The following is a 21,219-nucleotide window of genomic DNA, read 5'->3' on the forward strand; positions in this document are numbered from 1 at the left end:
AAGCGCTGAATAGGCCTCGTCATGCGGCGCGCGCGAGGCCTGTTCAGCGCTTCCCTGGGGCCAACTCAGGAGACCCCCTTGAAGCCCGTGACCTTCGCTGCCGTCGGCAGCCTGGCCCTTGCCCTGGCCTTGTCAGCCGCCGCGCCCCTGCAGGCGCAGACCGCCCCCGCCACCGTCCCCACCCTCGAGCAGATCTTCCGCGCCGAGCCCTACCGCGGCGAGAACGCCAAGGAAGCGGCCTTCAGCCGCAGCGGCCGCTACCTGGCCTATCTGTGGAGTCCCTTTGGCGAGCCCGGCACCGACCTCTGGGTGCACGACACCAAGACAGGCAAGACGGTGCGGGTCACCTCGCCCCAGGTCATGGCTGGCTTCGAGTCGCCCGAGGACATGGAGCGCTTCGACAAAAAGCTCAAGCAGCGCAACACCGAGAACGCCGAGCGCCAGGCCCGTGAGGTCGCGCAGCAGGCCTATCTGCGCGGCGACAAGGTTGACCTGTCGCAGTGGGAGAACGCCCAGCTCGCCACGCTGAAGCAGGAGCTGGCCGACAGGAAGGCCAAGGACGACGTGCAGAAGGCTGCCGACAAGGCCGAGGCCGACGCCGAGAAGCAGGCCATGGCCGCGCTGGCCGCCAAGCGCGCCGGCAAGCCGGTCCCCGCTGCCGCACCCGCTTCGGCCGCCTCGTCGCCCGACAAGAAGGACGACAAGGAAAAGGAAACCTGGGAACTGCGCGACGAGCTGAAGAAGAAGCTGGCGCGCGACAAGCTCAAGCCCAGCGACCTCTACCCCGGCGCGGCCCAGTTCGTCTGGGCCCACAAGGCCGACGAGCTGGTCTTCCAGTACCGCGGCGGCCTCTACCGCTGGAAGCCGGAGGACAACGCGCCGACGTCCATCGTCGCCACCCAGCGCGAGTTGCGCCTGGTGGCCTACACGGGCGACGACGCCGGCGTGCTGTTCACCGACGACACCCGCGTGCTGCGCGCCAGCTTCAAGCAGGCCGGCATCCAGGTCGTCAACCGCGAGCTCATCCATGGCGATGACGAGCAGCAGAAGAAATACAAGATCGCCGAGACCACCATCAGCGAGGACGGCCGCTGGATGGCCCTGGTGGGCAAGGCGCCGCTGAAGGGCGCCGACGACAAGCCGGCCCCGGCGGGTCGCCAGGTCGAGATCATGAATTACAGCGACCGCTGGGCCACGGCCAAGAAGGTCAACCGCGAGGTCTCGGACGACAAGCGCACCGAGAAGCCGCTGGCCCTCTACATCCGCCGGGTGCCGGCCGCGAATGAAGCGCCGCGCAAGCAGGCCGAGCCGGTGTTCACCAATGCCGGCGGCGACGTCTGGTTCGAGATGAGCGACGTGGCCTGGGCCCGCGACGGCAGCCACTATGCCTTCACGACCTGGGAGCGCGACAAGGAGCTGTTGCGCGTCTACCTGGGCAACGCCGACGAGAGCGCCAAGCCCGAGATGGTGCTGGAGCGTCGCGGCGATGTAGGCCACGAGGTCGTCAACGTGCTCAATCCCCGCTTCACGCCCGACGCCAAGACCCTGGTGCTGACGCTGGACGAAGGCGGCTGGCGCCAGCCCTATGCCATCGACGTCGCCAGCCAGGCCCTGCGCCCGCTGCTCAAGGGCGAGTTCGAGGCTCACCAGGTCGTCGGCTTCACGGCAGACAGCAAGGCCATGTTCGTGCTGGCCAACCAGGGCGACACGGCGGCCATGAATGTGCTGCGCGTCGACCTCGCCAGCGGCGCGACGCAGGCCCTGGGTGCGGCCGGCGAATACCACCGTGCCGCCGCGTCGTCGGAAGACGGCCGTTGGGTGGCCGCCAATGCCGGCAACTGGGCCCAGCGCCCCGAGCTCAAGCTGCTGGCCGCCGACGGCAAGACGGCGCCACGTACGCTGACCGACAGCAGCGACAAGGCCCTGGCCCAGCTCAAGCTGCTGCAGCCCGAGCGCTTCAACTACGCCAACCGCCATGGCGACCGCATCGAGGCCTATGTCTTCAAGCCCGCCGGCTGGAAGGCGACGGACAAGCGCCCGGCCATCGTCTACGTCTACGGCGGCCCGCTGAACGACCGCCACATTGTCGAGGTCGACAGCTTCCAGAACACCGCCTACCTGTTCGGCCAGTACATGGCCGCCAAATACGGCTATGTGACCGTCTCGGTCGACCCGCGCGGCCACAGCAACTACGGCCGCAAGTTCTCCGACGCCAACTGGGAGCGCGCCGGCGAACCCCAGGCCGAGGACCTGGAAGACCTGGCCAAGCTGCTGCCCACGCAATACGGCGTGGACGCCACCCGCATCGGCCTGAACGGCTGGAGCTTCGGCGGCTTCCAGACCCAGTACACGATGTACACCCACCCCGACGTCTTCGCCGCCGGCATCGCCGGTGCGGGCCCGACGGAATGGGAGAACTACAACAGCTGGTACAGCGGCCGCACCATCGGCAAGGCCACCGACCGGACCAAGCCCGTGCTGCGCAAATACTCGCTGCTGCCGCTGGCCAAGGGCCTCAAGCATCCGCTGATGCTGGTGCACGGCATGCAGGACCCCAACGTGCTCTACCAGGACACGGTCAACGTCTACCGCGAGCTGCTGGATTCGGGCAAGGAGTCCCTGGTCGAACTCTTCCTCGACCCGGACGGCGTGCATGCTCTCGGCGGCATCGTGAAGCCGGCCGGCTGGCACCGCAAGTACGAGGCCTTCTGGCTGCGCAACCTGGGTCGCGCGGCGCCCTGAGTCGGCGCGAGGGCAGGGCTTCAAGACCTGCCCTAAGCTGTCTTCCATGGTGACCCCGCCCCCGCCGCCCGACGAAGACCGCCGCCTCGCCCGCCTGGCGGCGCTGGCCGTCATGGACACCGAGCCCGAACCGCTGTTCGACCACCTGACCGCCCTGGCTGCCCAGATCTGCGGCACGCCCGTCGCCCTGCTCGGCCTGCTGGACGAGAAGCGCCAGTGGTTCAAGGCCGCCGTCGGCTTCGGTCGCAGCGAGACGCCGCGGGCCCAGACCTTCTGCGCCCATACCCTGCTGGCCGACGGCCTGTTCGAGGTGCAGGACGCGAGCCGGGACGAGCGCTTTGCCGATCATCCCGACGTGCTGGCCAGCCCGCCGCTGCGCTTCTACGCCGGCGTTCCCATCCGCCTCGACGACGGCAGCCACCCGGGCACGCTGTGCGTCGTCGACTTCAAGCCGCGCGAGCTCAGCGAATCCCAGCGCGAGGCCCTGACCCGCCTGGCCGACGCCGCGGCCGAAGCCTTGATGATGCGCGAGCGTGCCCTGAGCCGGGCCGACGCGGAGGACGCCGAGCAACCCTTCCGGGTACTGGCCGACACGACGCCCCTGGGCATCTTCCGCGCCGATGCGGCGGGCCAGTTCATCTTCACCAATCCCAACTGGCAGCGCATCTGCGGCCTGTCGGCCCGCGCCGCCCTCGGCGAGGGCTGGGCCGCCACGCTGACAACGGAGGACCGCGCCTCGGTGCTGGAGCACTGGCAGCGCTGCGTCGCCCAGCAACTGCCCTTCGAGATGCGCTACCGGGCGCGCCGCGGTGGCAACGGCCATGGCGTGCGCCAGGTCTGGACCCGCGCCCGGCCGCTGCTGGCGCCCGATGGCCGGCTGCGCGGCTATGTCGGCATCACCGAGGACGTCACGGATCGCATCACCGCGGAGCGCGAGCTCAACGAGAGCAAGGCCCTGCTGGACCGCACCGGCCGCGTCGCCGGCATCGGCGGCTGGAGCCTGGACCTGCAGACCGAGGCCATCGTCTGGAGCGACCAGACCTGCCGCATCCACGACCTCGAGCCGGGCCACGTTCCCTCGCTGGACGAGGCGATCAACTACTACAAGCCCGAGGCGCGCGTCGTCATCCAGGCCGCGGTGCAGCGCGGCATGCAGCATGGCGAGCCCTGGAGCCTGGAGCTGCCGCTGGTCACCGCCAAGGGGCGCGAGATCTGGGTGCTGTCCCAGGGCCAGGTCGACTGGCAGGACGGTGTGCCGGTGCGGCTGGTGGGCGCCTTCCAGGACGTCACCGAGCACCACCGCGCCGCCGTCGAGCTGGAGCACAACCGCCAGCGCCTGCGGGCGCTCTACGAATCGACGCCGGCGCTGATGCATTCCGTCGACGCCGCCGGCCGCGTGCTCAGCGTGTCCGACCGCTGGCTGGAGCGCCTGGGCTACAAGCGCCAGCAGGTCATCGGCCGGGCGATGGACGACTTCATGACGCCCGAGTCCTCGCAGCAGGTGCGCGAGGTCTACCGTCCGGCCATGTGGCGCGACGGCCATGTCAGCGATTGCCCGGTGCAGCTGATCTGTGCCGACGGCCGGCTGCGCGACGTGCTGGTCTCGGCCGTTGCCGAGTACACGGCCGACGGCCGGCCGCTGCGTGCCCTGGCCCTGGTGGACGACATCACCGAAGACCTGCAGCGCCGCGCGGAGCTGGCCCACGAGCAGCGCATGCGCCGCCAGACCGAGCGCCACGTGCAGGAGCTCGACCAGCTTTTGCACGAACGCTCCGAGATGCTGGACGTGCTGGCCCATGAGGTACGCCAGCCGCTGAACAACGCCAGCGCCGCCCTGCAGAGCGCCGCCGCCAGCCTGGCCGGCCGCGGTGAGCGCCAGGCCCAGGAGAGGCTGACGCGGGCCCAGGCCGTGCTGGGCACCGTGCTGGCCGGTGTCGACAACACCCTGGCCGCCGCCAGCCTGCTGGCCGGGGGCGGCCGCATCGCCCGCGAGGATGCCGACATCGACACGCTGATCGCCGTGACGATTGCCGACCTGCCGCGCGAGCAGCGCGACCGCGTCGTCGTGCACCGCCACACGGCCACGCGCACGGCGCTGATGGACATGAGCCTGCTGCGCCTGGCCCTGCGCAACCTGCTGTCCAACGCGCTCAAGTACGCGCCCGGCCTCAGCCCGGTGACCCTGCACGTCATCGATTTCGACGAGCCCGCCGTGCTGCAGTTCGAGGTGGCCGACGCCGGCCCCGGCATTCCCCGCGAACTGCTGCCCCGCCTCTTCACGCGCGGCGCGCGCGGCAGCGGCGGCACCGAGTCGGCCCACGGCCTGGGCCTGTACATCGTGCGCCGCGTCATGGACATGCACGGTGGCACGGCCGAGCTGTTGCGCACCGGACCGTTGGGGACTGTCATGCGACTCAGCCTGCCGCAGGCGGACTGACCGCGGCCGGCCAGCCCGCTGTCGTCGAGCTTGCTGCCGGGGCCGGTACAGGCGCAATCGCCGATTGCGCCGCCTCGAAGACTTGGGCTACCGTGCTGGTCTCGAGCGCGCATCTCACCGCAGCGAACCGTGAGACTTCCCAGAGAAATCCGATGCCGGGGGGGCTGATGGCAAGGGACGAGATCGATGAGGGGGATCGCCGGCACCTGGACGAGGTGAGGCTGGACATCCTGTCGCGCAATATGCGCGCCGGCCTGGTCGGCGGCAGTGTGGGCCTGGCCATCCTGCCGGTCGGCCTGCAGGCAAGCGGCCCGCTGGACGTGCCGGTCTATGCGCTGTGGTCCGCGCTGGTGCTGGCGCACATCGGCTTCTTCTACGCCGTCCTCTGGCCTCGCATGGCCGCCTGGAAGGCGGCGGGGCAGATCGAGCGCTGGGACCGCGCGCTGAAGATCTTCGGCGTGGCCCTGGGCGTGAGCTGGGGGCTGTCGGGCTGGCTCTTCTTCACGCCGGCGATGCCCCGGCTGGCCGTGCTGCTGGTGCTGCAGGTGGCCATGATGGTCAGCGTCGGCCCGGCCGCTGCGGTGCGGGTGGTGCATGCCTACGCCTTCCTCCTGCCCTTCAGCGCCCTGCTCATCCTGCGGGCCGCTTTCGAGCCCGACAAGGTGTCGCGCATGTTTGCAGCCACCCTGCTGCTCGTCCAGGTCTGCATGCTGACCTATGCGCACAACTTCGCCCGGACCCTGGTGGCGTCCATCCGCATGCGCTTCGAGAACCAGCGGCTGAACGAGGCCTTGACCGAACAGCGCGTGCGCGAGCGCACGGCCGTGCTGGAGGCCGCCAGCGCCCACAAATCGGCCTTCCTGGCCACGGTCAGCCATGAGATCCGCACGCCGATGAACGCCATCATCGGCATGGGCGGTCTGCTGCTGGACACGCCGCTGAACGAAGAACAGCGCGACTACGCGGCCACCATCCGCGACAGTGGCGAGACGCTGCTGACCATCATCAACGACATCCTCGACTTCTCCAAGATCGAGGCCGGCCGCATGGACGTCGAGTCCCACCCCTTCGACCTGCGGGAATGCGTCGAGTCGGCCCTGGACCTGGTCGCGCCGCGGGCGGCCGACAAGCACCTGGACCTGGCCTACGAGCCGGAGGGCGAGTTGCCCGTCGTGCTGCTGGGCGACGTGACGCGGCTGCGCCAGGTGCTGCTCAACCTGGTGTCCAACGCCGTCAAGTTCACCGAGTCTGGCGAAGTGGTCGTCGGCCTGAAGGCCGCAGCGGGGCAGTTGCATTTCACGGTGCGCGATACCGGCATCGGCCTGAGCGAGGAAGGCCTGGCGCGGCTGTTCCAGAGCTTCAGCCAGGCCGACAGCAGCACGACGCGCAAATACGGCGGCACCGGCCTGGGCCTGGCCATCAGTCGCCGGCTGGTCGAGTTGATGGGCGGCCGGATGTGGGCCGAGAGCGATGGCCCGGGTCAGGGCAGCCGCTTCCATTTCACGCTGCCGGCGACGGCCACGGATGCGTCACCCGGTGCGCGGCGCGACTTGATCGGCAGCCAGCCGGCGCTCAAGGGCCAACGCATGCTGGTGGTCGACGACAACGCGACCAACCGGCGCATCCTGGCCCTGCAGGCCGCCAAATGGGGCATGGTGGTGCGCGACACCGAGTCGCCGCTGGAGGCCTTGCAGCTGGCCCTGTCCGAGCCCTTCGACATCGCCGTGCTGGACATGCACATGCCCCATATGGACGGCGTCACCCTGGCCGGGCGCCTGCGCGAACTCAAGCCCGCGCTGCCGCGCGTGCTGTTCACCTCGCTGGGCCGGCGCGAGGTGGATGCGAATCTGTTCACCGCAGTCATGATGAAGCCGCTGCGCCAGAGCCAGCTCTTCGACACCCTGGTCACCGTGCTGCACCGCGACGAGGCCCCGCAAACCCGCGTGCCGTTGCAGGTGCCGCGCCTGGACGCTGGCCTGGCGGCGCGCCATCCGCTGCGCATCCTGCTCGCCGAGGACAACGCGGTGAACCAGAAGCTGGCCCTGCGCCTGCTGCAGCAGATGGGCTACCGTGCCGACGTCGCGGCGGACGGCGTCGAGGCGCTGGAGTGCGTGCTGCGCCAGACCTATGACCTGGTGTTGATGGACGTGCAGATGCCCGAGATGGACGGGCTGGAGGCGACCCGCCGCATCGTCGAGCACCTGGGCAGCGCGCGTCCCCGCATCATCGCGATGACCGCCAACGCGATGCAGGGTGACCGCGAGGTCTGCCTCGCGGCCGGCATGGACGACTACATCACCAAGCCCATACGCGTCGAGGCCCTGGTCGCGGCGCTGGAGCGGACCCGTCCGCTGGAGGAGGCAGGATGAGCGAAGCGGAACTGCTGGCGCGGCTGCAGGCCGCCGAGGCCCGCGCGGCGCAGCGCGAGGCCGAGCTGACCGTGCTGGGCAGCATCCAGCAGGGCATGGCCGGCGCGCTGGACTTCCAGGGCATCGTCAACGTCGTCGGCGACAGGCTGCGCGAGGTGCTGAAGACCGGCGACGTCGGCATCCGCTGGATCGACCCCGAGACGCGGCTGGTCCATCATCTCTACGAATACGAGCATGGCGAGCCCCTGCACATCCCGCCCCAGCCCTTGACCGGGGCGGTCATGCGCCGGCTGCTGGAAACCCGCCGGCCCGTCGTCACTCACACGCCGGCCGAGAGAGCCGCGCTGGGCATCATGGTCCTGCCCGGCACGGATGCCAGCCTGTCCTCGGTGCACCTGCCCATCCTCAGCGGCGAGACGCTGCTGGGCTCGGTGTCCATCGAGGACCACGAGCGCGAGCACGCCTTTGGCGAATCGGAACTGCGGCTGCTGACCACGGTCTGTGCCGGCATGGGCGTGGCGCTGCAGGGCGCGCGCCAGTTCGACCAGACCCAGCGCCTGCTGAAGGAGACCGAGCAGCGCAACGCCGAACTGGCCGTCATCAACAGCATCCAGCAGGGCATGGCGGGGTCGCTGGACTTCCAGGGCATCGTCGACCTGGTCGGCGACAAGCTGCGCGAGGTGCTCAAGACCGACGACATCGGCATCCGCTGGTACGACCACGAGCGCCGCGTGACCCACTACCTCTACGAGACCGAGCATGGCGTGCGGCTGCATATCCCGTCGGCCGCGCCGCGCAGCATGAGCTGGGAAGAGCTGGTCTCGCTTCGCGAACCCCGGGTGCTCAACACCGCGGCCGAACAGAAAATGCTGGGCATCGTCCCCGGCACCGACATCGCCAAGTGCTCGGCGCGCATCTCCATCATCGGCGGGGACCAGGTGCTGGGCAGCATCGTCATGGAGAACCATGAGCGCGAGCACGCGTTCGGTCCGGCCGAGATCCGGCTGCTTCAGACCGTGGCCTCGGCCATGGGCGTGGCGCTGCAGAGCGCAGAGCGCTTCGACGAGACCCAGCGCCTGCTGAAGGAGACCGAGCAGCGCAATGCCGAGCTGGCCGTCATCAACCGCATCCAGCAGGGCATGGCGGGGTCGCTGGACTTCCACGGCATCGTCGACCTGGTGGGCGACAAGCTGCGCGAGGTGCTGAAGACCGACGACATCGGCATCCGCTGGTACGACCGCGAGGCCGGCGTTGCCCGCTATCTGTACGAGTACGAGCATGGCCAGCGCCTGGCGCTGCCGGCGGCACCGTTGAAGCCGGAACGCCTGGTGGCGCGGCTGCCGCGCAACCTTGGCACCTTGGCCGAGCAGATGGCCGCCGACCTCGCTGCCTTGCCAGGCACCGACCAGGCCCTGTGCTCACTGAGCGTGCAGATCGTGGCTGGCGAGCGCGTGCTGGGCGAAATCGTGCTGGAGGATCACCGGCGCGAGCATGCCTACGGCCTGGCCGAGGTGAGGTTGCTGGAAACCGTCTGCGCCTCCATGGGCGTGGCGCTGGAGAACGCAAGGCTGTTCGACGAGACCCAGCGCCTGTGGAAGGAGACCGAGCAGCGCAACGCCGAGCTGGCCGTCATCAACAGCATCCAGCAGGGCATGGCGGGGTCGCTGGACTTCCACGCCATCGTCAACCTGGTGGGGGACAAGCTGCGCGAAGTGCTGAAGACCGAAGACATCGGCATCCGCTGGTTCGACCGCGAGGCCGGCGTCGCCCGCTTCCTGTACGAGTACGAGCATGGCCAGCGGCTGGACTTGCCGGCCATGCCGATGTGGCCCGAGCTGACGGTGGCACGTCCGCCGCGGGTCTTCGGCACGGTGGCCGAGCAGGCCGCGGGCGGCGTCAAGCTGGTGGCGGGCACGGATCAGGCCCTGTCCTACTTGAACGTGCAAATCTTCGCCGGCGACCGCGTGCTGGGCGTCATCGTGCTGGAGGACCACCAGCGCGAGCATGCTTACGGCCCGGCCGAGGTGAGGCTGCTGGAAACCGTCTGCGCCTCCATGGGCGTGGCGCTGGAGAACGCCCGCCTGTTCGACGAGACCCAGGCGCGCGCCGCCGAGCTGAGCGTCATCAACAGCGTGCAGCAGGGCCTGGCCCGCAAGCTGGATGCCCATGGCATCTACGAGCTGGTGGGCGAGAAGCTGGGCGAGCTGACCGACTCGCAGAGCATCAGCATCGCCAGCTTCGACCACGCGACTGGCCTGCGGCGCTTCGAATACCTGATCGAGCGCGGCCAGCGCCACCAGGCGGCCGATGGCCCCATCTCCACGCTGGCCGGCCATGTCATCCGCACTGGCGAGCCCCTGCTCGTCAACGAGAACGTCGAGACGAGCCTGCGCGAGCTGGGCATCACCCTTCTCGTCGTGCCCGGCACCCAGCCACCGCGCAGCCTGCTGCGCGTGCCGATCAAGCGCGGCGCCCAGGTCGTCGCGCTGATGGGCATGGACAACCTCGACCGCGAACGGGCCTTCTCCGACACCGACGTGCGCCTGCTGGGCACGCTGGCCGGCAGCATGAGCGTGGCGCTGGAGAGCGCCAGCCTCTTCCACGAGACCCAGACCCTGCTGGCGCAGGCCGAGCAGCGCGCCGCCGAGCTGGCTACCGTCAATGCCCTGGGCCAGGCGTTGTCCGGCAAGATCGACCTGGCCGAGCTGATCCAGGCGGTGGGCGAGCGCATGCGCGAGACCTTCCACGCCGACATCGTCTACGTGGCCCTGGTGGACGACGCGGCTGGCCTGATCCGCTTCCCCTATGTCCATGGCGAGAGCCTGTCGGAGCAGCGCCTGGGTGAGGGCCTGACCGGCAAGATCATCGAGACCGGCCAGCCGCTGCTGCTCAACGAGGACGTCGACGAGGCGGCCGAGGCCATGGGCGCCGCGCAGCTGGGCAGGAAGGCGGCGTCCTACCTGGGCGTGCCGATCCGGGTGCGCGACCGCAGCGTCGGCGTCATCAGCGTGCAGAGCACCCAGCGCGAGGGCCGCTTCACGCGGGCCGACCAGAACCTGCTGGCCACGCTGGCGGCCGGCGTGGGCATTGCCATCCGCAATGCCCAGCTGTTTGCCGACACCCAGGCCGCGCGCCAGACGGCCGAGCAGCGGGCTGCCGAGCTGGCGGTGGTCAACAGCGTGCAGCAGGCCCTGGCCGGCCAACTCGACCTGCAGGGCATCTACCAGGTGGTCGGCCGCAAGATCGGCGAGATCTTTTCGCAGGCCGAGGTCAACATCCGCATCATCGACCTCGCGCGGCAGACCCAGCATTTCGCCTACCGCAGCCGTGGCGAGCCGATCACCATCAGGCTGGCGGGCTTTGCGGCCGAGACGCTGCGCCTGCGCCGCTCCCTCGTCGTCAACGAGGGGCTGAAGGAGGTGGGCGAGCGCCTGGGCAGCTTCGCCGTCGACCCGGCGCGCGGCCAGCCCCTGGCGCAGATGCTGGTGCCCCTGCTGCTCGACGGCGACGCGCCCATCCTGATCAGCCTGATGGACTTCGAGCGCGAGCACGCCTTCAGCGACAGCGACCAGCGCCTGCTCGAGACCCTGGCCGGTGCCATGGCCGTCGCGCTGCAGAATGCCCGCCTCTTCGACGAGACCCAGCAGGCCCTGGCCCGCCAGACCGCCACGGCCGAGGTGCTCAAGGTCATCAGCGACTCGCCCACCGACGTGCAGCCGGTGTTCGACCGCGTGGTGGCCCTGGCCCGCGAGCTCGCCGGTGCCGACCGGGCCCTGCTGTTCCGCCTCGAGGGCGGGAGCCTGCGGCTGGCCTCGCTGAGCAAGGCCGACGCCGACAGCGCCTACGTGATGCCACCCGCCACCGAGATCGCGCTGACTCGGGCCTCCTGCGCCGGGCGGGTCGTGCTCGAGCGCCGCGCCGTCGTCATCGAGGACATCGCCCAGGACGCCGACTACGACCCCGGCCTGGCCCGTGCCGGCATGCAGCGCGTCTACGGTGAACCCCTGCTGCTCGACGGCCAGCCCATCGGCGTCATCACGCTGGGCTGGCGCGAGGCCGGCGGCGTGGCCGAGGCGCTGCGGCGGGTCATCTCGACCTTCGCCCGCCAGGCCGTCATCGCCATCGAGAACGTGCGCCTGTTCAACGAGGCCCGTGCGGCCCGCGCCGCCGCCGAGGCCGCCAACGAGGCCAAGAGCGCCTTCCTGGCGACCATGAGCCACGAGATCCGCACGCCGATGAATGCCGTCATCGGCATGAGCGGCCTGCTGCTGGACACGCCGCTGACGGCCGAGCAACTCGACTACGCCGCCACCATCCGCGACAGTGGCGACGCGCTGCTGACCATCATCAACGACATCCTGGACTTCTCCAAGATCGAGGCCGGGCGCATGGACATCGAGGCCCAGCCCTTCGACCTGCGCGACTGCGTCGAGTCGGCCCTGGACCTGGTCGGCCAGCGCGCCGCCGAGAAGCATCTCGACCTCGCTTATCTGTTCGAAGGCGAGGTGCCTGGCGCCGTGCGCGGCGACGTCACACGGCTGCGCCAGGTGTTGCTCAACCTGCTGTCCAACGCGGTCAAGTTCACTGACGCCGGCGAGGTCGTGTTGAGCGTGGCCGTCGAGGACGGGCAGCTGCGTTTCAGCGTGCGCGACACCGGCATCGGCTTGGGCCCCGAGGCGATGGGGCGGCTGTTCCAGAAGTTTAGTCAGGCCGATGCGTCGACGACGCGCAAATACGGCGGCACCGGCCTGGGCCTGGCCATCTCCCGGCGTCTGGCCGAGCTGATGGGCGGGCGCATGTGGGCCGACAGCGCCGGCCCCGGCCAGGGTTCGACCTTCCACTTCACGCTGCAGGCGCCGGCCTGCGAGCTGCCCGCCGCCAGCCGCCGCGAGTTCATCGGCACCCAGCCGGCGCTCAAGGGCCGGCGCCTGCTGGTAGTGGACGACAACGCCACCAACCGCCGCGTGCTGGCCCTGCAGGTCGCCAAATGGGGCATGGTGCCGCGCGACACCGAATCGCCGCAGCAGGCCCTGCAATGGGTCGGCGACGGCGAGAGCTTCGACCTCGCCATCCTCGACATGCACATGCCCGGCATGGACGGCGTCGAGCTGGCCGGCTGCCTGCACGCGCTGGCGCCGGCCCTGCCGCTGGTGCTGTTCAGCTCCCTGGGCCGCCTGGAGATGGCCGAGGGCGCCGAGCGCTTCTCGGCCTTTCTGCACAAGCCGCTGCGCCAGAGCCAGTTGCATGACACCTTGATGAGCCTGCTCGGCGGCCAGCCCGCTGCCCTGGAGCCAGCGCCCGGCCGGCCGCGGCTGGACGCGGCCATGGCCCAGCGACACCCGCTGCGCATCCTGCTGGCCGAGGACAACGTCGTGAACCAGAAGCTGGCCCTGCGCCTGCTGGCCCAGATGGGCTACCGGGCCGACCTGGCCGCCAACGGCATCGAAGCCGTCGAGGCGGTGCAGCGCCAGACCTATGACCTGGTGCTGATGGACGTGCAGATGCCGGAGATGGACGGCCTGGAGGCCACGCGGCGCACCCACCAGCAGCTGGGCAGCCGCCGGCCGCGCATCGTCGCGATGACGGCCAATGCCATGCAGGGCGACCGCGAGGCCTGTCTGGCCGCCGGCATGGACGGCTACATCACCAAGCCCATCCGCGTCGAATCGCTGGTGGACGCCCTCGCGCAGACGCCCTCCGCGGAGGTGCCTCGATGAGCGACGTGGACTGGCAGGCGCGCGCCACCCAGCGCGAAGCCGAACTGGCCGTGCTGCAGGCCGTGCAGCGCGGCCTGTCGGCGCGCCTGTCCCTGCCCGAGATCCACCGTCTGGTGGGCGACAAGCTGCGCGAGGTCTTCGACGCCCAGGGTTTCCTGATCGGGCTGTTCGACCACGCGGCCGGTGTCGAGCATTTCGGCTACCACTGGGAGCTCGGCCGCCACCATGACTCGGCACCGCGCCCCCTCAACTGGATCCGGCGCCAGCTGATCGAGACGGGTCGGACGCTCTGGGAGAACCGCGTCGAGGTCCAGGCCCCGGCCAGCGCCGACAGCGCCGTCCCCATCGGCGGCACCGGCTGGCCCAAGTCGGTCATCTTCGTGCCCCTGCAGCACGAGGGGCGCGTGTTCGGCTACATCAGCCTGCAGAACATGGACCGCTTCGACGCCTTCACCGAAGGCGATGTGCGGTTGCTGGAACTGATCACCCACAGCCTCGCCTCGGCGCTGGAGAACGCGCGCCTGCTCGACGAGACCCAGCGCCTGCTGAACGAAACCGAGCAGCGCAACGCCGAGCTGGCCCTCATCAACGCCGTGCAGACGGCCCTGGCCGGCAGGCTGGACATGCAGGCCATCTACGAGGTCATCGGCGACGAGCTGGCCAAGATCTTCGGTGAGCAGGGCGTGACGATCCGGGTCATCGAGAGAGAGCGTGGCCGGGTGCGCTACGCCTACCAGCTGGCCGACGGCCGGCGCGACGTCTCCAACTTCGAGAGTGCGCTGCGCGGCTTCACGGCCGAGGTGGTGCGCACCGGCGAGCCCCTGTTGGTCAACGAGAACCTGCAGGCTCGTGCCGAGCAGTTGGGCAGCGTGGTGCTGCCCGGCCTGGGCGCCCAGCCCAGGTCGCAGCTGCTGGTGCCCATGGTCGTGGCCGGCGAGACACCGCTGGTGCTGACCCTGCACGACATGCACCGGGAGCATGCCTTCGACGAGGCCGATGTGCGCCTGCTGCAGACCCTGGCCAACAGCATGGCGGTGGCCCTGGTCAACGCCAAGCTGTTCGACGAGACCCAGCGCCTCTTGAAGGAGACCGAGCGGCGCAACGCCGAGCTGGCCGTCATCAACGGTATCCAGCAGGCCATGGCCTCGCGGCTCGACATGAATGGCGTCATCGACCTCGTCGGCGACCGCCTCTTGCAGCTGTTCGGGGGGCGCGACATCACCATCACCCTCATCGACGCCGCCGCCGGCAGCGTGCACTTTCCCTACTGGACCGACCATGGCGAGCGCCGTGAGGTGGCGCCGCAGCCGCTGGCCACCACTGCTTTCACCGGCGAGGTCATGCGCACCCGCCGCACGCTGCGCATCGACGCCGATCTGGTGGGGGCAAGGCGTCGTCTGGGCGGCGTCTTGCCCGAGCACGTGCAGGAGGCCTGCAGCATGCTGATGGTGCCGCTGGTCGACGGCGAGACGGTGTTCGGCGCCGTCAGCGTGGATGACCTCGAGCGCGAGCACGCCTTCTCCGACGCCGACCAGCGCCTGCTCGAAACCCTGGCCGCAGGCATGAGCGTGGCGCTGCAGAACGTGAGGCTGTTCAACGAGACCCGCGAGGCCCTGGAGCGCCAGACCGCCAGCGCCGAGGTGCTGCAGGTGATCAGTGGCTCGATGGCGGATGCGCAGCCGGTGTTCGACAAGATCCTGGCCGTCTGCTCACGCCTGCTGAGCGCCCGGCGCATGCTGCTGGTCAGGGCGAGCGACCGAGGCCTGCTGGAACTCGCGGCGGTGGAGGGTACGGAGGAGGACCGGGTGCTGGCGCGGCAGCGCTATCCGCGGCCGCTGGCCGGCTCGCTCACCGAGCGGGCGCTGAAGACGGGCGAGGTGCAGTCCTTCGGTGACGTGCTGAACGACGACGACGTGCCGGCCAGCACCCGCGATGTGGCAGTGCAGAACGGCCAGAGCTTTGCCATCGCGATGGCACCACTGATCTGGGAGGGCGAGCCGCTCGGCGTGATCGACGTGATTCGCGAGCCCGGCGAGTACTTCAACGAGCGCGAGCTGGCGCTGCTGCGCTCCTTTGCCGACCAGGCTGTCGTCGCGCTGCAGAACGCCCGCCTGTTCAACGAGACCAAGGAGGCCCTGGAGCGCCAGACCGCGCTGGCTGGCGTGCTGCAGACCATCAGCCGCTCGGTGGCCGACCCCAAGCCGGTGTTCGACGACATCCTGCAGAGCTGTGCAAGGCTGTTCCGCAGCCAGCGCATGGTGATGCTGCTGGCCGGGGACGACGGCTGCCTGCACCTGGCTGCCCATGTCGGCAGCTCGCAGGAGCGGGCCCGCGCCGAGCGCACCTACCCGATGCCCATCGCCGGCACCGCCAGCGAGCTGGCGCTGCGCGAGAAGCGTCTCGTCAGCTTCCATGACGTGGCCAACGACCCCGAGGTGCCACCGACCCTGCGGCAGCTGGCCGCGGACTTCGGCGAGAACTTCTCAATGTCGATGGCCCCGCTGCTGTGGAACGACCGGGCGCTGGGCGTCATCAACGTCATCCGCCGGCCCGGCGATGCCTTCAACGACAGCGAACTGGCCCTGCTGCAGATCTTTGCCGACCAGGCGGCCATCGCCATCCAGAACGCGCGCCTCTTCCATGAAGCCCAGGCGGCGCGCGCCGCGGCTGAGTCCGCCAACGAGGCCAAGAGCGCCTTCCTGGCGACGATGAGCCACGAGATCCGCACGCCGATGAATGCCGTCATCGGCATGAGCGGCCTGCTGCTGGACACGCCGCTGACGGCCGAGCAGCGCGACTTCGCGGCCACCATCCGCGACAGCGGCGACGCGCTGCTGACCATCATCAACGACATCCTGGACTTCTCCAAGATCGAGGCCGGACGCATGGACATCGAGGCCCAGCCCTTCGACCTGCGCGATTGTGTGGAGACGGCCCTCGATCTGGTGGGCGCGCGTGCGGCGGAGAAGCGTCTGGACCTGGCCTATCTGTTCGAGGGCGAGGTGCCCGCGGCCATCCGCGGCGACGTGACGCGGCTGCGCCAGGTGCTCTTGAATCTGCTGGCCAACGCGGTCAAGTTCACCGAGGCCGGCGAGGTGGTGCTCAGCGTGGCCGTCGAGGGCGACGAGCAGACCGGCGAGGGCCGCCTGCTGCACTTCACCGTGCGCGACACCGGCATCGGCCTCTCGTCCGAAGCGATGGGTCGGCTGTTCCAGAAGTTCAGCCAGGCCGATGCGTCGACCACGCGCAAATACGGCGGCACCGGCCTGGGTCTGGCCATCTCCAAGCTGCTGGCCGAGCTGATGGGCGGGCGCATGTGGGCCGAGAGCGCCGGGCCCGGCCAGGGTTCGAGCTTCCATTTCACCATCCAGGCACCCGAGGCCGAACTTCCCACGGCGGGCCGGCGCGAGTTCCTCGGCCCCCAGCCGGCGCTCAAGGGCCGGCGACTGCTGGTGGTGGACGACAACGCCACCAACCGGCGCATCCTGGCCTTGCAGGTGGCGAAGTGGGGCATGGTGCCCAGGGACACCGAGTCGCCCGAACAGGCGTTGCAGTGGCTGACCGGCGGCGAGCGCTTCGACCTGGCCATCCTGGACATGCACATGCCCGGCATGGACGGGCTCGCGCTCGCGCGCCGCATGCAGGATGTCGCGCCGGCGCTCCCGCGCGTGCTGTTCAGCTCGCTGGGACGCAAGGAGGTGGGCGACAGCGAGGGCAGCTTCGCGGCCTATCTGCACAAGCCGCTGCGCCAGAGTCAGCTGCACGACACCTTGATGGGCCTGCTGGCTGGCGAGGTCCTGGCTGCCGAGCCGACGGAGCGCCCGCGGGTGGACGCCGGCGTGGCCGAGCGCCATCCGCTGCGCATCCTGCTGGCCGAGGACAACGTCGTGAACCAGAAGCTGGCGCTGCGGCTGCTGCAGCAGATGGGCTACCGGGCCGACGTGGCCGCCAACGGCGTGGAGGTGCTGGAAGCGGTGCAGCGGCAGCCCTACGACGTGGTGCTGATGGACGTGCAGATGCCGGAGATGGACGGCCTGGAAGCCAGCCGGCGCATCTGCCAGTCGGAGCGGCGACCGCGCATCGTGGCCATGACGGCCAATGCCATGCAGGGCGACCGCGAGGCCTGCCTGGCCGCCGGCATGGACGACTACGTGACCAAGCCCATCCGCGTCGAGGCGCTGGTGGCGGCCCTGCAGGCGGTGGAGGCGATGGCATGAGCGTTGCCCTTGTGCTGCTGCGGTGGTTGATCGGCCTGTCGCTGGCTCTGGCGGCTGGCGTCTGCCGGGCCGATGACGCGCTGCCTTTCGACTACGCCTGCGGTCCCGCCGCGGCGGGCGGGGTGGCAGCCGTGCCCGCTGCGGCGTGGAAGCCGGTGGGCGACGGCAAGCTCCGGGGCTTGTTCGGCAATCCCTGCTGGGTGCGGCTGGATGCGACGGCCATTCCTGAGGGTCGGACGCTTCGCCTGACCGGCGCCGCGGGACGCAAGGCCGTGGAGGTCCGCGACGATCAGGGGCGTCTGCTGGCCGATGCGGTCGACTTCGGTCCCCGACACCAGGCCCTGGTGACCGCGGGCGAAGGCCTGGGCAGCGTCAGCTTTCCCAACCTGTCGCGTCGCGCGGGAGGGCTGGTGCTGCGCGTCGAGCGTTCGTTCTACACCGTACGCATCGACGCCGTCGACCTGACGGTGGCCCTGGCCGATGATCGCGGCTACGAGTTCCTGCATCTGGTCTTTGCCGTCGGCTGTGCCGGCATGGCGGTGGTCGCCCTCGTGCTGGCGGCCACCGGCCGGGACCGCCGGCAGCTGCTGTTCGCCTTGCTGTTCGCCTGGCTCGTGGTCGGCGAATGGGCCAGCTCCGGCCTGGCGCTCAGCCTGACGCCGCAGTTCACGGCGGCGAGCTGGCTGAATTCGCTGTTCGACCCCGTCGAGAACTGCCTGTCCCTGCTCGTCTGCGTGATGCTGATGGAATTGCCGCGCGTGGCACCGCGCCTGGGCCGCGCCCTCGTCGCCCTGGCCGTTGCCTACCTGCTGACCATCCCCTGGTTCCTCCACGACAACGGGGTCAGCGGCGTGGGTGCCCGCGCCCTGCAGCTCGTCGGCCTGGCGGTCTGGCTGGTGGGTTTCCCGGCCTCCTTGATGGCGTGGCGGCGCGGGGTGCGGATGGGCTTGCTGGTGGCGGGCGTCTGGCTGGCCTCCCTGCTCGCCTGGGGGCCGTTGGTGGTCGCGGGCCTGATCAGCCTGTGGTGGCCGGTCGACGTCAGCCGGTTCCTGCCCTCGATCCTGACGCAGAGCCTGGTCACCCTGCTGGTGCCTGCGCTGTTCGTCTACGCCATGCTGCGGCGGGCGCGTGACCATCAACTGGAGGGCCGCCGCCTGCGCGTCCAGGCCGAGCAGGAGCATGCCCTGGCCCGGGCCGCGGAAGCCGCCAGCCAGGCCAAGAGCGAGTTCCTGGCCACCATGAGCCACGAGATCCGCACGCCGATGAACGGCGTCATCGGCATGAGCGGGCTGCTGCTGGACACGCCGCTGAACGACGAGCAGCGTGAGCACGCCCAGACCATCCGGGACTCGGCGGAGGCCTTGATGACGGTCATTAACGACATCCTGGACTTCTCCAAGATCGAGGCCGGCAGGATGACGGTGGAGCGACTGCCGTTTGCGCTGCGGCCGCTGCTGGAGTCCTGCCTGGACGTGCTGCGCTTCCGGGCGGCCGAGAAGAGCCTGATGCTGTCGCTGCAGGTCGGGGCCGACGTGCCGGCCGCCGTGTCCGCGGACCCGACGCGGCTGCGCCAGATCCTGCTGAACCTGCTGTCCAACGCCGTCAAGTTCACGCCCCAGGGTTCGGTCAGGCTGACGGTCGGCCGCGGCGAAGGCGATCTGCTGCGCTTCGAAGTGAGTGACAGCGGCATCGGCCTCACACCCGAGGCGCTGGGCCGCCTCTTCCAGCGCTACAGCCAGGCCGATGACGGCACCGCGCGCCAGTACGGTGGCACGGGCCTGGGACTGGCCATCAGCCGCACGCTGGCCGAGCTGATGGGCGGCGGCATGACGGCGAGCAGTGCCGGACCGGGGCAGGGCAGCTGCTTCAGCTTCAGCATCCAGGCACCGGCCGCCGAGCTGCCAGCCCAGGCCGGGGCGCCGGCGGTGGCCGCCACGCCCGACCTCGCGCGGCGCCATCCGCTGCGCATCCTGCTGGCCGAGGACAACGTCGTGAACCAGAAGCTGGCCCTGCGCTTGCTTGGTCAATTGGGCTACGAGGCGGACCTGGTGGTGAATGGTGCCGAGGCGGTGCGCGCCGTCATGGCGGGCTCCTACGATCTGGTGCTGATGGATGTACAGATGCCGGAAATGGATGGGCTGCAGGCGGCGCGTCAGCTCGTCGACAGGCTGGGCGACCGGCGACCCCGCATGGTGGCGATGACGGCCAGCGCGATGCAGTCCGACCGGGATGCCGCGGCCGCTGCCGGCATGGATGGCTACGTGACCAAGCCCATCCGCGTCGCCGAGCTGGTGCAGGCGTTGATGCAGGCCAACAAGGAGGAGGTGAGCGATGGCTAGCGGGGTGATCGATGAGCAGGTGTTCGCCGAGCTGCAGGACAGCGCCGGCGCCGATTTCGTCGTCGAGCTGGTGGATTCCTTCCTCGAGGACGCGCCGCAGGGCCTGGCGGCGCTGCACGCGGCGGTGGCGACCGGCGACGCCGTGGCCTTCAGGCGCCATGCGCACTCGTTGAAGTCCAACGGTGCCACCTTCGGCGCGATGGCTTTTGCCGAGGCGGCGCGCGCGCTCGAGCATGCGACCCTGGCCGATCTCGGCGGTACGGCCGGAGGCCGCGTCGATGCGCTGGCGCAGCTGTTCGGCGCGGTGCGTGCCGACCTGCTGGAGCGCCGCCATGCGTGACCGCCGCGCCAAGTCCGCCCGCATCCTGCTGGCCGAGGACAACCGGGTCAACCGCCTGCTGCTGGCCCGCCACGTCGAGCTGCTGGGCCACCAGGTCGAGATGGTGGAGGACGGTCTCGCGGCGCTGGAGCACATGCAGAAATCGACCTTCGACCTGCTGCTGCTGGACATCGACATGCCCGGCATGGACGGCCTGCAGCTGCTCGAGAAGCTGCGCGCCCAGCCCGAGCTGCGCGAGCTGCCCGTCATCGTCACCTCGGCCGTCGAGGGCATGGACGCCGTCGTGCGCTGCGTCGAGCTCGGCGCCGAGGACTATCTGCACAAGCCCGTCAACCTCGTGCTGCTGAAGGCCCGCATCAACGCCAGCCTGGAGCGCAAGCGGCTGCGCGACCAGCAGCGCGAGCTGGTGCGCCGCTTCGCCACCAGCGAGGTGGCCCAGAACCTCGAGGCCGAGGGTTTCGCCCTGGGCGGGCGGGCGGTGCAGGCGACGGTGATGTTCTGCGACATCCGCGGCTTCACGGCCCTGGTCGAATCGCGGCCACCCGAGGAAATCATCGAGCTGCTGAACACCTATTACACGCTGATGTTCGCGGCCATCAACGGCCATGGCGGCGTCGTCAACCAGATGATCGGCGACGGCCTGATGGCGGTCTTCGGCGCACCGCAGCCGCTGGAGGCTGCCTGCCAGTGCGCCTTGCTGGCCGCGGTCGAGATGGTGGAGATGGTGGCCCAGTTCAGCGCCGAGCAGCGCGCCGACGGCCGGCCCGAGATCCAGATCGGCGTCGGCGTGGCCAGCGGCGAGGTCGTGGCCGGCTACACCGGCACGCGCCAGCGCGCCACCTATACCTGCATCGGCGACACCGTCAACATCGCCGCCCGGCTGGAGGCCCACACCAAGACCGTCGGCCGCGCGGTGCTCTTCGATGCCGCCACGCACGCCGAACTGGCCGGGCTGCTGCCCAGCGAGCCGCTCGGGCCGGTGCAGTTCAAGGGCAAGACGAGCGAGGTCGAGGTGTTTGCCCTCAGCCTGAGCTGATCCCGGATTACTTCATCGGACC

At 70.0% G+C, this 21,219-nt stretch carries 8 protein-coding genes; all 8 read left to right on the forward strand.

The window, feature by feature from the left end:
- The first annotated feature begins 87 nt into the window (after positions 1-87).
- The 8 genes from AC3WOE_RS28505 (at position 88) to AC3WOE_RS28540 (ending at position 21,197) form a co-directional block, all read left to right on the forward strand.
- Positions 88-2,742: a S9 family peptidase gene (locus AC3WOE_RS28505; protein ID WP_492695577.1), complete on the forward strand. Its 2,655-nt coding sequence runs from the start codon at positions 88-90 to the stop codon at positions 2,740-2,742.
- Positions 2,743-2,788: 46 nt separating this feature from the next.
- On the forward strand, positions 2,789-5,179 hold the full coding sequence (locus tag AC3WOE_RS28510; RefSeq protein WP_492695506.1) for a PAS domain S-box protein: 2,391 nt from the start codon (positions 2,789-2,791) through the stop codon (positions 5,177-5,179).
- A 167-nt stretch (positions 5,180-5,346) separates the two neighbouring features.
- The gene (locus AC3WOE_RS28515; RefSeq protein ID WP_492695507.1) at positions 5,347-7,548 is read left to right on the forward strand and encodes a response regulator; all 2,202 of its coding nucleotides are present in this window, start codon (positions 5,347-5,349) and stop codon (positions 7,546-7,548) included.
- Positions 7,545-13,265, forward strand: coding sequence for a GAF domain-containing protein (locus AC3WOE_RS28520; protein ID WP_492695509.1), 5,721 nt, complete (start codon positions 7,545-7,547; stop codon positions 13,263-13,265). Before AC3WOE_RS28515 ends, AC3WOE_RS28520 begins: the two co-directional genes overlap by 4 nt.
- Complete coding sequence (locus AC3WOE_RS28525) at positions 13,262-17,482, forward strand: GAF domain-containing protein (protein WP_492695511.1); 4,221 nt, start codon at positions 13,262-13,264, stop codon at positions 17,480-17,482. Before AC3WOE_RS28520 ends, AC3WOE_RS28525 begins: the two co-directional genes overlap by 4 nt.
- The gene (locus AC3WOE_RS28530) at positions 17,479-19,821 is read left to right on the forward strand and encodes a hybrid sensor histidine kinase/response regulator (RefSeq protein ID WP_492695514.1); all 2,343 of its coding nucleotides are present in this window, start codon (positions 17,479-17,481) and stop codon (positions 19,819-19,821) included. The genes AC3WOE_RS28525 and AC3WOE_RS28530 overlap by 4 nt, the downstream gene beginning before the upstream one ends.
- Positions 19,814-20,161 (forward strand): Hpt domain-containing protein, encoded by a 348-nt coding sequence (locus tag AC3WOE_RS28535; RefSeq protein ID WP_492695516.1) that lies wholly within the window; start codon positions 19,814-19,816, stop codon positions 20,159-20,161. Before AC3WOE_RS28530 ends, AC3WOE_RS28535 begins: the two co-directional genes overlap by 8 nt.
- Positions 20,154-21,197: an adenylate/guanylate cyclase domain-containing protein gene (locus AC3WOE_RS28540; RefSeq protein ID WP_492695518.1), complete on the forward strand. Its 1,044-nt coding sequence runs from the start codon at positions 20,154-20,156 to the stop codon at positions 21,195-21,197. Before AC3WOE_RS28535 ends, AC3WOE_RS28540 begins: the two co-directional genes overlap by 8 nt.
- Positions 21,198-21,219 lie beyond the last annotated feature (22 nt).

The sequence above is a fragment of the Roseateles sp. FW305-36 genome, from assembly GCF_058787015.1.

What these genes read in the sequence shown, in the direction of transcription:
- AC3WOE_RS28510 (WP_492695506.1), top strand. Translation starts at nt 2,789, where the DNA reads ATGGTGACCCCGCCCCCGCCGCCCGACGAAGACCGCCGCCTCGCCCGC.
- AC3WOE_RS28515 (WP_492695507.1), top strand. Translation starts at nt 5,347, where the DNA reads ATGGCAAGGGACGAGATCGATGAGGGGGATCGCCGGCACCTGGACGAG.
- AC3WOE_RS28520 (WP_492695509.1), top strand. Translation starts at nt 7,545, where the DNA reads ATGAGCGAAGCGGAACTGCTGGCGCGGCTGCAGGCCGCCGAGGCCCGC.
- AC3WOE_RS28525 (WP_492695511.1), top strand. Translation starts at nt 13,262, where the DNA reads ATGAGCGACGTGGACTGGCAGGCGCGCGCCACCCAGCGCGAAGCCGAA.
- AC3WOE_RS28530 (WP_492695514.1), top strand. Translation starts at nt 17,479, where the DNA reads ATGAGCGTTGCCCTTGTGCTGCTGCGGTGGTTGATCGGCCTGTCGCTG.
- AC3WOE_RS28535 (WP_492695516.1), top strand. Translation starts at nt 19,814, where the DNA reads ATGGCTAGCGGGGTGATCGATGAGCAGGTGTTCGCCGAGCTGCAGGAC.
- AC3WOE_RS28540 (WP_492695518.1), top strand. Translation starts at nt 20,154, where the DNA reads ATGCGTGACCGCCGCGCCAAGTCCGCCCGCATCCTGCTGGCCGAGGAC.